Origin of the sequence: Streptomyces viridochromogenes (assembly GCF_001270495.1) — a bacterium.
Lineage (GTDB): Bacteria > Actinomycetota > Actinomycetes > Streptomycetales > Streptomycetaceae > Streptomyces > Streptomyces viridochromogenes_A.
This window is the reverse complement of sequence record NZ_LGUR01000094.1, coordinates 149,826-165,009: the sequence shown is the minus strand read 5'-3', so window position 1 is coordinate 165,009 and position 15,184 is coordinate 149,826. Positions and strand designations below refer to the sequence as shown.

The following is a 15,184-nucleotide window of genomic DNA, read 5'->3' as shown; positions in this document are numbered from 1 at the left end:
GCTCGACGTCCTCAGCCGCCAGCACAGCGGCGAAGGCGGCCACCTCCAGATGAAGCAGGTCGCCGACGCCGTCGTCCTCAGCCAGAGCGCCACCACCCGGCTCGTCACCCGCCTCGAAGACCGTGGCCTGCTCTCCCGCTACCTCTGCCCCACCGACCGCCGCGGCATCTACACCGACATCACCGAAGCAGGCCGCCGCCTCCTGGAAGCGGCACGGCCGACCAATGACAAGGCCCTGCGCGAGGCCCTCGACAAGGCCGCGGAGAACCCCCAGCTGGCCCCGCTGGTCCGCGTCGTGGAGTCGCTCTCGGCGCCCGCATAAGGTGCGGTCATGGGAGATCTTGAGATACGAGCCGCCGTCGCCGATGACATCCCCGCGATCGTCGGCATGCTCGCGGACGATCCGCTGGGCGCCCAGCGCGAGTCAACGGACGATCTGACGCCGTACCTGACCGCATGGGAAAGGCTCAGCAGCGACCCGAACCAGCACCTGGTCGTCGCCCTCCGCGAGGGCCGCGTCGTCGGCACGCTCCAGCTCACGGTCATTCCCGGGCTCTCCCGCAAGGGCGCGACCCGCTCCATCATCGAAGGCGTGCGCATCCACACCGACGAGCGCGGCAGCGGCCTGGGCACGGAACTCATCGAGTGGGCTGTCGCTGAATCCCGGCGTCAGAACTGCCAGTTGGTGCAGCTGACCTCCGACAACACCCGTACTGACGCCCACCGCTTCTATGAGCGTCTCGGCTTCACGGCCTCACACGTGGGCTTCAAGCTCCAGCTGTGACCCGGAGAGGTGCCTGTTTCACGTGAAACAGGCACCTCTCCGGACCGTCAGAACGAACCGCTCCCCCGCCACCCGTCCGGATCCACTCCGCCCGGCACGGCAGCCCCCTCGTCGTACGGCTGGCGCGTGAAGACGAACGACCCGAGGTCCAGGTGGTCCACCGCCCCGTCCGGGCGTCGTACAGCCTTCAGGAGCTCGCCGGCGTAGTACCCCTCCAAGCCCGTCCATGTGCCGTCACCGTTGGGCCGGAATCGCGAGCGGCGCCCCTTGCCGGACAACGGCTCCAGCGAGACCAGTCCGTCGGCGGTCAGTCGCAGGGCGAAGGCATACGTCCCCCAGTACCACTGGCCGGCCAACTCCAAGAGTCCCGCGTCGGCTTCGGGCATCGGGCGCCAGGGCTCGGGGATGCGCGGCTCGGCGTCGGCGACGATACGGACCAGGTCGGCGGCGACCGAGAACGCGAGGGGCCCCGATGTGCAGTTGGCCATGACGACGGCGGCCAGGTCGTCCTCCACGCTCACCATGAGGCAGGCGAGGAAACCCGGGAGCGATCCCGTGTGGCCGACGAGGGTCCTGCCGTCCTGATGCCGGATCTCCAGTCCCAGGCAGTACGCATAGCCACTCGCCACGTCCGCCGCCTCCGGCGGAGCCGCCGGCGTCCTCATCTCCCGCAGCGAATCGGCGCTCAGCACACGGTCGTCGCCCTTGATCAGGAAGGCCGCGAACCGGGCCAAGTCATCGGTCGTCGACCACAGTTGACCAGCCGGTGCCATACGGCCGAGGTCTTCGATGGGCTCGGGCATCATCACATCGGCCCAGGGATGCACCGCCCAGCCACCCGCGTGCGGCGCCTGCGGCCGTGTACTCGTCCGGCTCAGCCCCAGCGGTTCGAGCACCTCACACCGGAGCACGTCCTCCCACGAGGCCCCTCTCACCTTCTCGACCAGTGCGCCCAGCAACGTGTAGCCGGGGTTCGAGTAGTGGAAGCGGCGGCCGGACGGATGCACGAAAGGCTGTTCACCCAGGACATCGGAGAGCTCGGGCCGTAGGGATCCAGGGGTCCGTTCCCACCAGGGCCCTGGTGACTCGGCCGCCAACCCGCTGGTATGTGCGAGCAGTTCGGCAATGGTGCACTCCCCGGCACCGGTGCCCGGAAGGTGCTTCTCCAGCGGGTCACCGAGGTCCAGCAGGCCCTCGTCACGTAGTCGCATGACGAGAACGGCGGTGAAGGTCTTGGTGATCGAGCCGATGCGGTACTGCACGTTCTCGTCCGGGGCGTGCCCGTCCATCGAGGTACGCGATCCATGCCACACCGCGCGGCCGTCCCGAACAACCGCGGCGACCAGCGAGGGCGCACGTCCTTCGGCCTGGGCCACGGCGATACGGTGCAGCAACGCCCGGCGCGTGGCGGGGAGCAGCGCTTCCTGAGGTGTCGTCATTCCCCCAGTCCACCCTGCCGGCCAGAGGGAGTCGAGTTCATATACCGAAGCTGGATCCGGGAACTCATACTGCCGGGTGCGGTCCGCGATCAGGTCTGCGCCATGTCCACGAATCGTGAGTAGTGGCCCTGGAAGGCAACCGTGATCGTCGCCGTGGGGCCATTACGGTGCTTGCCCACGATGATGTCCGCCTCGCCTGCCCGGGGCGACTCCTTCTCGTAGGCGTCCTCGCGGTGCAGCAGGATCACCATGTCGGCGTCCTGCTCGATGGAGCCGGACTCACGCAGGTCGGACACCATCGGCTTCTTGTCCGTGCGCTGCTCGGGGCCACGGTTGAGCTGCGAAAGCGCGATCACCGGGACCTCGAGCTCCTTCGCCAGAAGCTTGAGGTTACGGGACATGTCCGAGACCTCCTGCTGACGGCTCTCGGAACGCTTCGAACCACCGGCCTGCATGAGCTGCAGATAGTCGATGATCACGAGCTTGATGTCATTGCGCTGCTTCAGCCGACGGCACTTCGCTCGGATCTCCATCATCGACAGGTTCGGGGAGTCGTCGATGTAGAGCGGCGCCGCCGAGACCTCGGGCATCCGGCGCGCCAAGCGGGTCCAGTCCTCGTCCGTCATGGTGCCGGAGCGCATGTGGTGCAGGGCCACGCGCGCCTCGGCCGACAGCAGGCGCATGGCGATCTCGTTGCGCCCCATTTCCAGGGAGAAGATGACGCTCGCCAGGTTGTTCTTGATCGACGCCGCCCGCGCGAAGTCCAGCGCGAGCGTGGACTTACCCATGGCGGGACGGGCAGCGATGACGATCATCTGGCCCGGGTGCAGGCCGTTGGTGAGCGAGTCGAGGTCCGTGAACCCGGTGGGCACCCCGGTCATCTCACCGGTGCGGGAGCCGATCGCCTCGATCTCGTCGAGCGCGCCCTCCATGATGTCGCCGAGCGGCAGATAGTCCTCGCTGGTGCGCTGCTCGGTGACCGCGTAGATCTCCGCCTGGGCGCGGTTGACGATCTCGTCGACGTCGTCGTCGGCCGCGTACCCCATCTGCGTGATGCGGGTGCCGGCCTCGACGAGTCGGCGCAGGACGGCCCGCTCGTGGACGATCTCCGCGTAGTACTCGGCGTTCGCCGCCGTCGGCACCGTCTGGACGAGGGTGTGGAGATACGAGGCACCGCCGACCTTGTTGATCTCGCCGCGCTTGGTGAGTTCAGCGGCGATCGTGATGGGGTCGGCCGGCTCGCCCTTGGCGTAGACGTCGAGGATCGCCTGGAAGATCGTCTCGTGCGCAGGCTTGTAGAAGTCGTGGCCCTTGAGGACCTCGACGACATCGGCGATGGCGTCCTTGGACAGAAGCATGCCGCCGAGAACGGACTGCTCGGCGTCAAGGTCCTGCGGCGGCACTCGCTCGAAGGCCGAACCGCCGCCGTCCCACTGACCGCTGTCCCGGCCGCGATCATGCTGCTCGTCGCGTCCCCGGCCACCGTCACCACGCCGGCGGGAGGCGGGCAGACGATCACTGGGACCGCTGTCGGCCCACGGGTCGTCCAAGGGCTCGGAAATACTCACCGAGCCACCTCCTCCCGTCCGCCGAGCGGACCTCGCCGTGCCCCTCAGTTCTACGGCACGCCACTGACATTCGAGAGGCCCAACTCTGGTTCTGGCACGTCGGTTTTGTGAGGGTTTCCCGGCCGACGGACGGAGTGGGCGCCGGACCACGGTAGGCCCGCGGGCACCGTCAGCCAATCTGGTTATCCACAGGCCATGTGGACGACGGCCCGGATGCTGTGGAGAACTCCGCAAAACCTGTGCACGACACGGTGGACAGCCCTGTGAACAAGCTCCGATCGATTCCCACACTGCACCTCTGACCTGCGTGTTTACCGTCCACCGGCTGTGCAGAAGAAAAACTTTCCCGGTCGGACCAAGATCCCTTCGAACAGTGCGCGGAAGGACACACAACGAGACGTCAAGTAAGGGTCAGAACATCATTGCATCTCTTACCTGTGGACGATTAGATTGGTGGTCATGACACAGGCTCCCGCGACCCCCAAGGCCGCCCGGCGACAGCACGACCGAGAGATCGTCGCCTTGGCCGTTCCGGCCTTCGGCGCACTCGTCGCCGAGCCCCTCTTCGTCATGGCCGACAGCGCGATCGTCGGCCATCTCGGCACTGCACAGCTCGCCGGCCTCGGGGTCGCCTCAGCCCTTCTCATGACAGCCGTCAGCGTCTTCGTCTTCCTCGCCTACGCCACCACAGCGGCCGTTGCCCGACGCGTAGGAGCCGGCGACCTCCAGGCCGCCATCCGCCAGGGCATGGACGGTATCTGGTTGGCCCTGCTGCTCGGCTCCGTCGTCGTCGCGGTCGTCCTGCCCACGGCACCGTTCCTCGTGGAACTCTTCGGCGCCTCGGACACAGCGGCCCCGTACGCAACCACCTACCTACGGATTTCCGCACTCGGCATCCCGGCCATGCTCGTCGTGCTGGCCGCCACCGGCGTCCTGCGTGGACTACAGGACACCAAGACACCGCTCTATGTCGCCGGAGCAGGCTTCGTCGCCAATGCCGTCCTCAATGTGGTCCTCGTCTACGGCGCCGGCCTCGGCATCGCGGGATCCGCCTGGGGCACCGTCATCGCCCAGTACGGCATGGCCACGATATATCTCATGGTCGTCGTTCGCGGTGCCCGCGAGCATGGTGCCTCCCTGCGCCCCGACGCGGCGGGGATAAGGGCCTGCGCACAGGCCGGCGTACCCCTGCTGGTCCGCACCCTCTCACTGCGGGCGATCCTCATGATTGCCACGGCCGTCGCGGCGCGACTCGGAGACGCCGACATCGCCGCTCACCAGATCATCCTGTCGCTGTGGAGCCTGCTCGCCTTCGCACTGGACGCCATCGCCATCGCCGGGCAGGCCATCATCGGCCGGTACCTCGGCGCCGGCGATGCCGAGGGCGCCCGGGCCGCATGTCGCCGCATGGTGGAGTGGGGCATCGCAGTCGGCGTCGCACTTGGACTACTCGTGGTGATCTCGCGGCCGCTCTTCCTGCCCCTGTTCACCAGTGACGCGGTCGTCCAGGACACGGCCCTGCCCGCCCTTCTCATGGTGGCGATCTCCCAGCCGATCTGCGGCATCGTCTTCGTCCTGGACGGCGTCCTCATGGGCGCCGGCGACGGCCCCTACCTCGCCTGGGCGATGGTGCTCACTCTGGCGGTGTTCGCTCCGGTCGCGCTGCTCGTCCCGGCGCTCGGCGGCGGCCTGACCGCGATCTGGGCGGCCATGACGCTGATGATGACGATGCGCATGCTGACGCTCTGGATGCGCTCCCGCTCGGGCCGTTGGATAGTCACGGGCGCGACGCGCTGACTGTTTCACGTGAAACACGCTGTTTCACGTGAAACAGACGCGCTTCTGCTGCCTGGGACACAGTCCGCTCTCCACACAGCGAAGGGGCCGTACCCGAGCGGGTACGGCCCCTTCATTCAGCTGTACAAGCCGAACGCAGCGGTCAGGCCGCGACGACCTCGATGTTGACCTTGGCGGCAACCTCGGGGTGCAGACGCACGGACGTCTCGTGAGCGCCCAGGGTCTTGATCGGCGTGCCGAGCTCGATGCGGCGCTTGTCGACCTCGGGGCCACCAGCAGCCTTGATCGCGGAAGCGATGTCGGCCGGGGTGACGGAACCGAAGAGACGACCGGCGTCGCCGGAGCGGACGGCCAGACGAACCTTGACCGCTTCGAGCTGGCCCTTGACCTGGTTGGCCTGCTCGATGGTCTGGATCTCGTGGATCTTGCGAGCACGACGGATCTGCTCGACGTCCTTCTCGCCACCCTTGGTCCAGCGGATAGCGAACTTCCGCGGGATCAGGTAGTTGCGAGCGTAACCGTCCTTGACGTCAACGACGTCGCCCGCGGCGCCGAGGCCGGAGACCTCGTGGGTGAGGATGATCTTCATGTCTCGGTCACCCTTCCCTTATCGCGCGGTGGAGGTGTAGGGCAGCAGCGCCATCTCACGGCTGTTCTTGACGGCCGTGGCGACGTCACGCTGGTGCTGCGTGCAGTTGCCGGTCACGCGGCGGGCACGGATCTTGCCGCGGTCGGAAATGAACTTCCGCAGCATGTTCGTGTCCTTGTAGTCCACGTACGTGACCTTGTCCTTGCAGAAAGCGCAGACCTTCTTCTTAGGCTTGCGCACAGGCGGCTTCGCCATGGTGTTTCTCCTGTGTGATCAAGAAGTTTGGGTACGACCCGCCCTTTGACCCGGACCGGCCCGCAGGCCTGGCCCGAAGGCCTAGAAGGGGGGCTCGTCCGAGTAGCCGCCGCCACCGCCGCCGCCGGAGTTTCCACCCCAGCCGCCACCGCCGCCGCCCTGCTGGCCACCGGCGGGAGCACCGGTCGCCCACGGGTCGTCGGCGGGAGCACCGCCACCGCCCTGCTGGCCGCCACCGGAGCCACCGCCCCAGCCGCCGCCACCGCCGCCGTAACCACCCTGGCCACCGCGAGCGCCACCGGAGGTCTTGGTGACCTTGGCCGTGGCGTTGCGGAGGCTGGCGCCGACTTCCTCGACGTCCAGCTCGTAGACCGTGCGCTTGACGCCCTCACGGTCCTCGTAGGACCGCTGCTTCAGCCGGCCCTGCACGATGACGCGCATGCCTCGCTGGAGCGACTCGGCGACGTTCTCCGCCGCCTGACGCCAGACCGAGCAGGTCAGGAAGAGGCTTTCGCCGTCCTTCCACTCGTTGGTCTGACGGTCGAAGGTGCGGGGGGTGGACGCGACACGGAACTTCGCGACCGCCGCACCGGACGGGGTGAAGCGCAGCTCGGGGTCATCGACAAGATTGCCGACGACCGTGATGACGGTCTCGCCTGCCATGGGGGAACCTCTCGGCGGGTTTGCTGCTGGCTGCTTGTGCTGCTACTCGAATCCCGAGATCAGCTGAGCGGGAAAGCTCAGTGGGTCTCGGGGCGGAGGACCTTGGTCCGGAGGACCGACTCGTTCAGGTTCATCTGGCGGTCGAGCTCCTTGACGACCGCAGGCTCGGCCTGCAGGTCGATGACCGAGTAGATGCCCTCAGGCTTCTTCTTGATCTCGTACGAGAGACGACGACGGCCCCAGGTGTCGACCTTCTCGACCTTCCCGTTGCCCTCACGGACGACGGAGAGGAAGTTCTCGATCAGAGGGGCGACAGCGCGCTCCTCCAGATCGGGGTCGAGGATGACCATCACCTCGTAGTGACGCATGTGGAACCCACCTCCTTTGGACTCAGCGGCCACGGTCGTTCCGTGGCAGGAGGGTCGTGATGCGTACGCAACGGTATCGGCCGCCACTGACAATCGGGGGTGACCTCGCGGTTTCCCCGAGCTGGCCCGGGCAGACACCGGTGCAGACGCTACACAGTACCCGCACACCGGCGTCCGGTTGAAATCCGGCCGCTGTCGCCCACAATCTGTACACATCGGGTGTGTATGGCGCTACGATGCGCCGCCTTCCGCAGGAGGTGCCCTATGGCACAGGCATTGCGACCCAACACCGTCGGAGGTCTTTTCGCCACGGACGGAAAGCCCCACCCTCTCCAGGACACCCTGCTCGTGGTGACCCTGGTGCTGGGCATCACGGCCTTCGTCACGGCGATGTTCCACAACCTGCACCTGCTCAGCTCCTGGACCGGCCTGGTGGGAATCCTCACCGGCGCGTACGGGCAGTGGATCTCGGTGACGACCCGCGAACGCTTCGGACTGATCATCGGCCTCGGCGCCTCGGCGGTCGGCTTCTTCCTCGGCATGGCGCACGGCGGCCTCTTCGGCGGGGTCTTCTGACGCCAGGGGCACTGCTCTCCCCACACCGGCCACGGAGTTTGTCCTCCGAACACCGGTAGAACACCGAATAGCGCTCCATCGAACGCCTCGGCGGCCACCAGGCCGGGGCGAAGCTGCCGTACGCCCAGTCGGGGCGCTCGAAAGGCGCAGTAGGCTTCGGCGCGAGAGCCGGAGCCCCTGTACCCATGGGGACACACCAGCCCGAGGAGCGCCCCGAATGAGCCTGACCCTGAGGACGATCAGTCGCGAGCAGCATCTGGCATACATCCAGAGCCTGCCGTCGGCGAGCCACATGCAGGTCCCGGCCTGGGCGGACGTCAAGGCGGAGTGGCGCTCGGAGAGCCTCGGTTGGTTCGACAAGAGCGGTGAACTCGTCGGCGCGGGGCTCGTCCTCTACCGGCAGCTGCCCAAGATCAAGCGCTATCTCGCCTATCTGCCCGAGGGCCCGGTCATCAACTGGTTCGCGCCGAATCTGACCGACTGGCTGGAACCGATGCTCGCGCATCTGAAGAACCAGGGCGCCTTCTCCGTGAAGATGGGCCCGCCGGTGATCATCCGGCGCTGGGAGGCGGGCTCCATCAAGCAGGGCATCCAGAACCCGGACGTGAAGCGGCTGCGCGACATCGAGGCCGACTTCATCGAGCCGCGCGCCTTCGAGGTCGCCGACAAGCTGCGTCGTATGGGCTGGCAGCAGGGCGAGGACGGCGGGGCCGGCTTCGGCGACGTACAGCCCCGCTATGTCTACCAGGTGCCGCTGGCCAACCGGTCCCTGGAAGAGGTCCACAAGAACTTCAACCAGCTGTGGCGGCGCAACATCAAGAAGGCCGAGAAGGCCGGCGTCGAGGTCGTCCAGGGCGGTTACGAGGACCTCGCGGAGTGGCAGCGCCTGTACGAGATCACGGCCGTGCGCGACCACTTCCGGCCGCGCCCGCTGTCGTACTTCCAGCGCATGTGGACGGCCCTCAACACCGAGGACCCCAACCGCATGCGGCTGTACTTCGCCCGGCACAACGGCGTGAACCTGTCGGCGGCGACCATGCTGATCGTCGGCGGACATGTCTGGTACTCCTACGGCGCCTCCGACAACATCGGCCGTGAGGTCCGGCCCTCGAACGCGATGCAGTGGCGGATGCTGCGAGACGCCTACGCGCTCGGCGCGACCGTCTACGACCTGCGCGGCATCTCCGACTCGCTGGACGAGACCGACCACCTCTTCGGCCTGATCCAGTTCAAGGTGGGCACCGGCGGGCAGGCTGCCGAGTACCTCGGGGAATGGGACTTCCCGCTCAACAAGCTGCTCCACAAGGCGCTCGACATCTACATGTCGCGTCGCTGACCTCGCGCTCTCTGCTTCGATACCGTCAGCAGCTGCACCGTCGATAGCTTCCATACCTCTGATACACCGCAGCCACGAGAAAGGTTCCAGGTCCGGCCATGGCGCTCACGCTCTACGTCGACACCGCGCGCTGGCGGGCGCATCACAAGCACGTGCAGGAGCAGTTCCCGGGCCTCGTCCCGGTCTGCAAAGGCAACGGCTACGGGTTCGGGCACGAGCGGCTGGCGGAAGAGGCCACGCGTCTGGGTTCCGAGGTCCTCGCCGTCGGCACGACGTACGAGGCCGCGCGCATCAAGGACTGGTTCGGCGGCGACCTGCTCGTGCTGACGCCGTACCGGCGCGGCGAGGAGCCGGTGCCGCTGCCGGACCGGGTCATCCGCTCGGTGTCGTCGGTGGACGGCGTGTACGGCCTCGTGGGCGCCCGTGTCGTCATCGAGGTGATGTCCTCGATGAAGCGGCACGGAGTCAGCGAGCACGAGCTGCCGCAGCTGCACGCCGCCATAGAGAACGTCCGGCTCGAAGGCTTCGCCATCCACCTGCCGCTGGACCGCACCGACGGCTCGGACGCCGTCGAGGAGGTCATCGGCTGGATGGACCGCCTTCGGGCGGCCCGGCTGCCGCTGCACACGATGTTCGTCAGCCACCTGAAGGCCGAGGAACTCGCCCGCCTCCAGCAGCAGTTCCCGCAGACCCGCTTCCGCGCCCGCATCGGCACCCGGCTGTGGCTGGGGGACCACGAGGCCACCGAGTACCGCGGCGCGGTGCTGGACGTCACGCGCGTCTCCAAGGGTGACCGCTTCGGCTACCGGCAGCAGAAGGCGGCCTCCGACGGCTTCCTGGTGGTCGTCGCGGGCGGTACGTCGCACGGGGTGGGTCTGGAGGCCCCCAAGGCCCTGCACGGCGTCATGCCGCGCGCCAAGGGCGTGGCCCGGGCCGGCCTCGCCACGGTCAACCGGAACCTTTCGCCCTTCGTGTGGGGCGGCAAGCAGCGCTGGTTCGCGGAGCCGCCGCACATGCAGGTCTCCATCCTGTTCGTCCCCGCGGACGCCCCCGAGCCGAAGGTCGGCGACGAGTTGGTCGCCCATCTGCGCCACACCACGACGCAGTTCGACCGGCTCGTCGACCGCTGAGCGTCCGCCGCTCGGAACGCCGTAACAGCGAAAGGCCGTACACGGAGGAACCCGTGTACGGCCTTTCGCGTCTGCTCCCTACGACCTGTTCGCTCAGAGCGAACCGTCGCTCGTCGCCCCCCGGCCGCCCCACTCCACAGGCGGCCCGTCGAAGTGGGCCGCGTGCCGCGGAGGATGGGCCGCGGGGCCGAGCACGAACACGTCCTCCGCCCTGTCGAGGACCCCGCCCGAGGGATCGTCGTCGCCGCTCCGGCGCACGGGATCGCGCTCCGGCATGAGGATGTCCCGTACGACGACGGCACACAGGTACAGCGTCCCCAGCAGGTGTACGGCGATGGCCCAGTGGTAGCCGTCGGGCGGCAGTCCCTTGTGGGCGTTCCCGCTGGTCGTGTACGCGAGGTACAGCCAGATCCCGAGGAAGTACGCCACCTCGCACGCCTGCCAGATGAGGAAGTCCCGCCACCTCGGCCGGGCCAGCGCGGCCAGAGGGACCAGCCACAGGACGTACTGCGGCGAGTAGACCTTGTTGGTGAGGATGAACGCCGCGACGATCAGGAAGGCCAGCTGGGCGAAACGTGGACGTCGCGGCGCGGTGAGCGTCAGCGCGGCGACGCCGACACAGCACAGCAGCATCAGCAGTGTGGCGAGCGTGTTGACGGTCTCCGTGCTCAGCGGATCGGTGGAGTTCTGGGCCATGATCAGCCAGAAGGAACCGAAGTCGACGCCCCGCTCCTGGCTGAACCGGTAGAACTGCGACCACCCGTCCCAGGCGAGGAGCATCACCGGGAGGTTCACGACCAGCCAGGCGACGACGGTACCGCCCAGCGCCTTCCCGAAGTCCCGCCACTTGCCCGCACGCCAGCACAGGACGAGCAGCGGGCCCAGCAGGAAGACGGGATAGAGCTTCGCGGCCGTGGCGAGCCCCAGCAGGATGCCGAAGGCGAGAGCGCGGCCGCGCGACCACATCAGCATCGCGGCTGCCGTCAGGGCGACGGCCAGCAGGTCCCAGTTAATGGTCGCGGTCAGCGCGAAGGCGGGCGCCAGGGCGACCAGCAGTCCGTCCCAGGGGCGCCGGGCGTGCGTGCGCGTCACGCAGACCGCGATGGCGGCCGCGCACGCCATCAGCATCCCGGCGTTGACCATCCAGTACCACTGCTCCTGGTGCTGGATGGTGCCGCTACCGGTCGTGAGCCAGGAGGCGACCTCCATGAACACACCGGTCAGCACCGGGTATTCGAGGTACTCCATGTCGCCGGGGAGCTTGTCGAAGTACGGCACGAGCCCGTCAGCGAAGCCACGCCCCTGGAAGAGGTGCGGGATGTCCGAGTAGCAGGCATGCGTGTACTGCGAGCTGGCGCCGAAGAACCAGGCGCCGTTGTAGCAGGGCGCCTTCTGGACCAGGCCGAGGGCGAACATGCCGATCGCCACGAGCGCGATGATCCGCACGGGAGTCCACCAGGACGTCCCGAGCAGGGCACGCCGCCCGATGGGGCCGCCGATCAGCTCACTCCCGTTGGCGGCGACCTCGTCCTCCTTGGTCGGCCGCACCATGTCGGGCTCGTGCACGCTCGTGGGCGTCGTCTCTGCACTGGGCATGGGGCACATCCTGCCGTACCAGTCTGAGAACAGTGCGGGGGCGATGGGCGCGCGATGGCTGAGTGTTTCACGTGAAACCGACGTTTCACGTGAAACAGGCCGCCGTCTGGTGGGCCGTAGGAGCGGCAAAGGCCGGTGGCCGGCACCCTGTGTCGTGGGTGCCGGCCACCGGCCTTCTCGCGTCGCGTGAGCCTGCCGATCTAGCCTGACGACCCGCCGAAGATGCCTCCGTTGCCGTTGGCATTACCTCCCGAGTTGTCTGTCTCCGTCTCCGTGGGTGTCGGCGATGAGGTCGCGCCCCCGTCTGAGCCGCCGTTCTGTCCGCCGTTGGCGTTGTTGCACTGCCAGTCGAACTCGCCGCAGGTCTCGGTCGCCGTAGGCGACGGCGACGTCAGCGACTCGGACGGCGTCGGCGTGGGGCTCGGACTCTCCTCCACGGTTTCCGTGGGAGTCGGAATCGCGCTCGGGGTCGGGGTGTCGTTGATGATTTCACCGATGGGCTGGGCCGGCGGGAAGGCCTCGGGAGTGACTCCCTTCATGGCCTCGACCATGTAGTCCTTCCAGACCTGTGCCGGGATGTCACCACCGTGGATGGACGTCACACCACCCGTGCCGTTCATGGACAGCAGCTTGCCCTTGGCGGGGTCCGTGCGGAACAGCGTCACGGCCGTGGACAGTTCCCTGGTGTAGCCGACGAACCACGCCGACTTGTTCTCGTCGGTCGTACCCGTCTTGCCGGCCACCGGGAAGCCGATGTCCGCGACCTTCTTGCCGGTGCCGTTCTGGACCACGTTCTCCAGGACGTCCGTCACGTTGTGCGCGACGTTCGCCTCCATGGCGGGCTGCTCCTCGGGCTTTTCGAACCCTTCGAGCGGCTTACCCTCGTGGACCACCTTCGTGACGGAGTACGGCTCGAAGTGCTTGCCGTCGTTAGCGAAGGCGCCGTACGCGTCCGCCATACGGATGGCGCTGGGCGTCGACGTACCGAGCGAGAAGGACACGTTCCTGAGGTTGGCCTTGTCGAAGAAGGCCTCCGAGATGCCCATGTCCTTGGCCATCTCCTGGGTCCTGGTCAAGCCGACGTCGATACCCAGCTGCGCGAACGGGCTGTTGATCGACTGCTCCATGGCCTTCCTGAGCGTCACCTCGCCCCAGGCGGTGGTGCCCTCGTTCTTCTGGCGGAACGGCTTTCCGTTATCGCCCATGATCGGGTCGCCGTTCTGGTCCTTGATCTCAAGGAGGTCGTTGCCGTTGTACTTGGCCAACGGCGAGAGTGCCTTTCCGTTGGTCTCGTACGTCCCGTACTTCATCGCGGCGGCCAGGACGATGGGCTTCCAGGTCGATCCGACCGGCACACCCAGGGTGTTGGCGTTGTTGGAGTAGTGCCCCTTGTTGTAGCCCTCTCCGCCGTACAGCGCGACGATGGCTCCGGTCTTGGGGTCGACCGACGCGCCGCCGAACTGGACGTACTTGTCCTTCTCGCGCTTCTTGGGGTCGAGGAAGCTCTTCTGCGTCTTCTCGACGGCCGCCGCCAGCTCGTTGACCTTCTGCTTGTCGAAGGTCGTGTAGATGCGGTAGCCGCCCTTCTCCAGGTCCTCGGGGGACAGACCCGCCTTCTTGGCGACGTACTCCTTGGCGATGTCGATGAGGTAGCCGGACTGACCGGACAGGTTGGAGCTCTGCTTCTTGAACGTGGGGAAGTCGCCGACCTCGGCCCGCTCCGCCGGAGTCATGCGCTTGACCTCGACCATGCGGTCCAGGATCCACGCCCAGCGTTCCTTGGCCCGCTTGGTGTTTGCCTCCTTGGAGGCATTCGCTCCCACACCGCCGTCGGGGTTGTAGAAGTTCGGGCCCTTCAGTACGGCAGCGAGGAAAGCGCACTGCGAGGGAGTGAGCTTCTCGGCGTCCACACCGAAGTACGCCTGGGCCGCAGCCTGGATGCCGTAGGCGTTGCGGCCGTAGTAGGCGGTGTTGAGATAACCCGCGAGGATGTCGTCCTTGGTCATCTTCTGGTTCACCTTGATGGAGATGAACAGCTCTTTGAACTTCCGGGAGAGCGTCTGCTCCTGGCTCAGGTAGGCGTTCTTCACGAACTGCTGGGTGATGGTCGAACCACCCTGCGTCTCGCCACCCCTCGCCATGTTGGCGACGGCCCGCGCGATACCGGCCGGGTCGATGCCCTTGTCGTCATAGAAGGACGCGTTCTCGGCGGAGACCACCGCGTTCTTCATCTCTTTCGGGATCTCGCCGTTGCTCACGAGCTGGCGGTTCGTCTGACCGCCGGTCGCCGCCATCTGCTTGCCGTTGGACCAGTAGAAGACGTTGTTCTGCGCAAGGGCGGTGTCCTGGGCCTTCGGGATGTCCACCATCGCGTAGCCCATGCCCGCCGCAGCGACCAGGCCACCCATGAAGGCGAGGAAGATGCCCGTGATCAGCCGCCACGACGGCACCCAGCGCGCCGCGCCGTACTTGCCCGCGCGTGGATAGTCGATGAGCCGCTTCTTGTCGGGCGGGCCCCCACGGCCTCTGCCGCGCCCGGGGCCGTTCGGCCCGCCGGGAGCGCCACGGCGGCCGCCCCGGGCCGGTTCGGCCGCTCTACGGCGGCTGCCTCCGCCTCTCTGGGCAGCGCGCCGTGCCTCGGCGCGTCCGCCATACGGACGTTCCTCGCCATCCGAACCGCTGGTACCCGACCCGTACGAGTCGGAAGGAGATCCGGTGGCGCCTCGCGGTGCCGCTCGGCGGCCGGAGGACAAGCCGGCCTGGCCGCGTCGGGTCGCGGCACGTCCGCCTCCCTGCGGCTGCGGCGGTTTGCGACGGTGCTCGCTCATCGAACGACTACTCCTCGGGCAGGCGCACCCCTGCGCGCCTGACAACGGCGGCTGATTTCCGGTCCCCCCGAAGTACGGATGCGGTCGGTTCCGCATTCACCCGTACTGCACCAAGGACGACGACGCCCTCAGGCGTCACTCGGTTCCCAGTGCTGTGCATGGCGCACAGACTACGCACCGTCAAAGCCCCACTAGCCCCGAACTTCACCCCAAATCAGGCAACTCGCTCCACATGAATCGTTGATGTGATCCCGT

14 protein-coding genes are annotated in these 15,184 nt (G+C 67.3%); 6 read left to right on the top strand and 8 right to left on the bottom strand.

Going from position 1 to position 15,184, the window contains the following annotated elements:
* Together ADK36_RS10790 and ADK36_RS10785 are read left to right on the top strand one after the other, a co-directional pair.
* A partial coding sequence (locus ADK36_RS10790; RefSeq protein ID WP_053197111.1) for a MarR family winged helix-turn-helix transcriptional regulator occupies positions 1-322 on the top strand: 322 nt, incomplete at its 5' end.
* A 9-nt stretch (positions 323-331) separates the two neighbouring features.
* The gene (locus tag ADK36_RS10785; RefSeq protein WP_048581470.1) at positions 332-784 is read left to right on the top strand and encodes a GNAT family N-acetyltransferase; all 453 of its coding nucleotides are present in this window, start codon (positions 332-334) and stop codon (positions 782-784) included.
* A 47-nt stretch (positions 785-831) separates the two neighbouring features.
* Here ADK36_RS10785 and ADK36_RS10780 read toward each other — a convergent pair whose 3' ends face one another.
* Positions 832-2,223 (bottom strand): serine hydrolase domain-containing protein, encoded by a 1,392-nt coding sequence (locus tag ADK36_RS10780; RefSeq protein WP_053197109.1) that lies wholly within the window; start codon positions 2,221-2,223, stop codon positions 832-834.
* Positions 2,224-2,312: 89 nt separating this feature from the next.
* Complete coding sequence (dnaB, locus tag ADK36_RS10775) at positions 2,313-3,791, bottom strand: replicative DNA helicase (RefSeq protein ID WP_030049433.1); 1,479 nt, start codon at positions 3,789-3,791, stop codon at positions 2,313-2,315.
* A gap of 459 nt (positions 3,792-4,250) precedes the next feature.
* Between dnaB and ADK36_RS10770 the strand changes: the two genes are divergently transcribed.
* The gene (locus ADK36_RS10770) at positions 4,251-5,588 is read left to right on the top strand and encodes an MATE family efflux transporter (RefSeq protein WP_048581478.1); all 1,338 of its coding nucleotides are present in this window, start codon (positions 4,251-4,253) and stop codon (positions 5,586-5,588) included.
* Positions 5,589-5,730: 142 nt separating this feature from the next.
* Here the strand turns inward: ADK36_RS10770 and rplI are convergent, their stop codons facing one another.
* The 4 genes from rplI to rpsF form a co-directional block, all read right to left on the bottom strand.
* A complete protein-coding gene (rplI, locus tag ADK36_RS10765; RefSeq protein ID WP_048581468.1) occupies positions 5,731-6,177 on the bottom strand; it encodes a 50S ribosomal protein L9 in 447 nt (148 codons plus the stop codon).
* Between the two features lie 18 nt (positions 6,178-6,195).
* A complete protein-coding gene (gene rpsR, locus ADK36_RS10760) occupies positions 6,196-6,432 on the bottom strand; it encodes a 30S ribosomal protein S18 (RefSeq protein ID WP_003949403.1) in 237 nt (78 codons plus the stop codon).
* A gap of 81 nt (positions 6,433-6,513) precedes the next feature.
* Entirely contained in the window at positions 6,514-7,095 is a 582-nt protein-coding gene (locus tag ADK36_RS10755; RefSeq protein WP_053197107.1) for a single-stranded DNA-binding protein, read from the bottom strand.
* Between the two features lie 77 nt (positions 7,096-7,172).
* The gene (gene rpsF / locus ADK36_RS10750; protein ID WP_005482942.1) at positions 7,173-7,463 is read right to left on the bottom strand and encodes a 30S ribosomal protein S6; all 291 of its coding nucleotides are present in this window, start codon (positions 7,461-7,463) and stop codon (positions 7,173-7,175) included.
* 264 nt (positions 7,464-7,727) lie between these two features.
* Here rpsF and ADK36_RS10745 point away from each other — a divergent pair, with 264 nt between their 5' ends.
* The 3 genes from ADK36_RS10745 (at position 7,728) to ADK36_RS10735 (ending at position 10,505) form a co-directional block, all read left to right on the top strand.
* The gene (locus ADK36_RS10745) at positions 7,728-8,039 is read left to right on the top strand and encodes a hypothetical protein (protein WP_048581466.1); all 312 of its coding nucleotides are present in this window, start codon (positions 7,728-7,730) and stop codon (positions 8,037-8,039) included.
* A gap of 217 nt (positions 8,040-8,256) precedes the next feature.
* Complete coding sequence (gene femX, locus ADK36_RS10740) at positions 8,257-9,375, top strand: peptidoglycan bridge formation glycyltransferase FemX (RefSeq protein WP_048581465.1); 1,119 nt, start codon at positions 8,257-8,259, stop codon at positions 9,373-9,375.
* A 98-nt stretch (positions 9,376-9,473) separates the two neighbouring features.
* Positions 9,474-10,505, top strand: coding sequence for an alanine racemase (locus ADK36_RS10735; RefSeq protein ID WP_048581464.1), 1,032 nt, complete (start codon positions 9,474-9,476; stop codon positions 10,503-10,505).
* A 93-nt stretch (positions 10,506-10,598) separates the two neighbouring features.
* Here the strand turns inward: ADK36_RS10735 and ADK36_RS10730 are convergent, their stop codons facing one another.
* Positions 10,599-12,101, bottom strand: a complete 1,503-nt coding sequence (locus ADK36_RS10730; RefSeq protein WP_048581463.1) for a glycosyltransferase family 87 protein — start codon at positions 12,099-12,101, stop codon at positions 10,599-10,601.
* 200 nt (positions 12,102-12,301) lie between these two features.
* On the bottom strand, positions 12,302-14,929 hold the full coding sequence (locus ADK36_RS10725; protein WP_078916201.1) for a transglycosylase domain-containing protein: 2,628 nt from the start codon (positions 14,927-14,929) through the stop codon (positions 12,302-12,304).
* Positions 14,930-15,184: the final 255 nt, after the last annotated feature.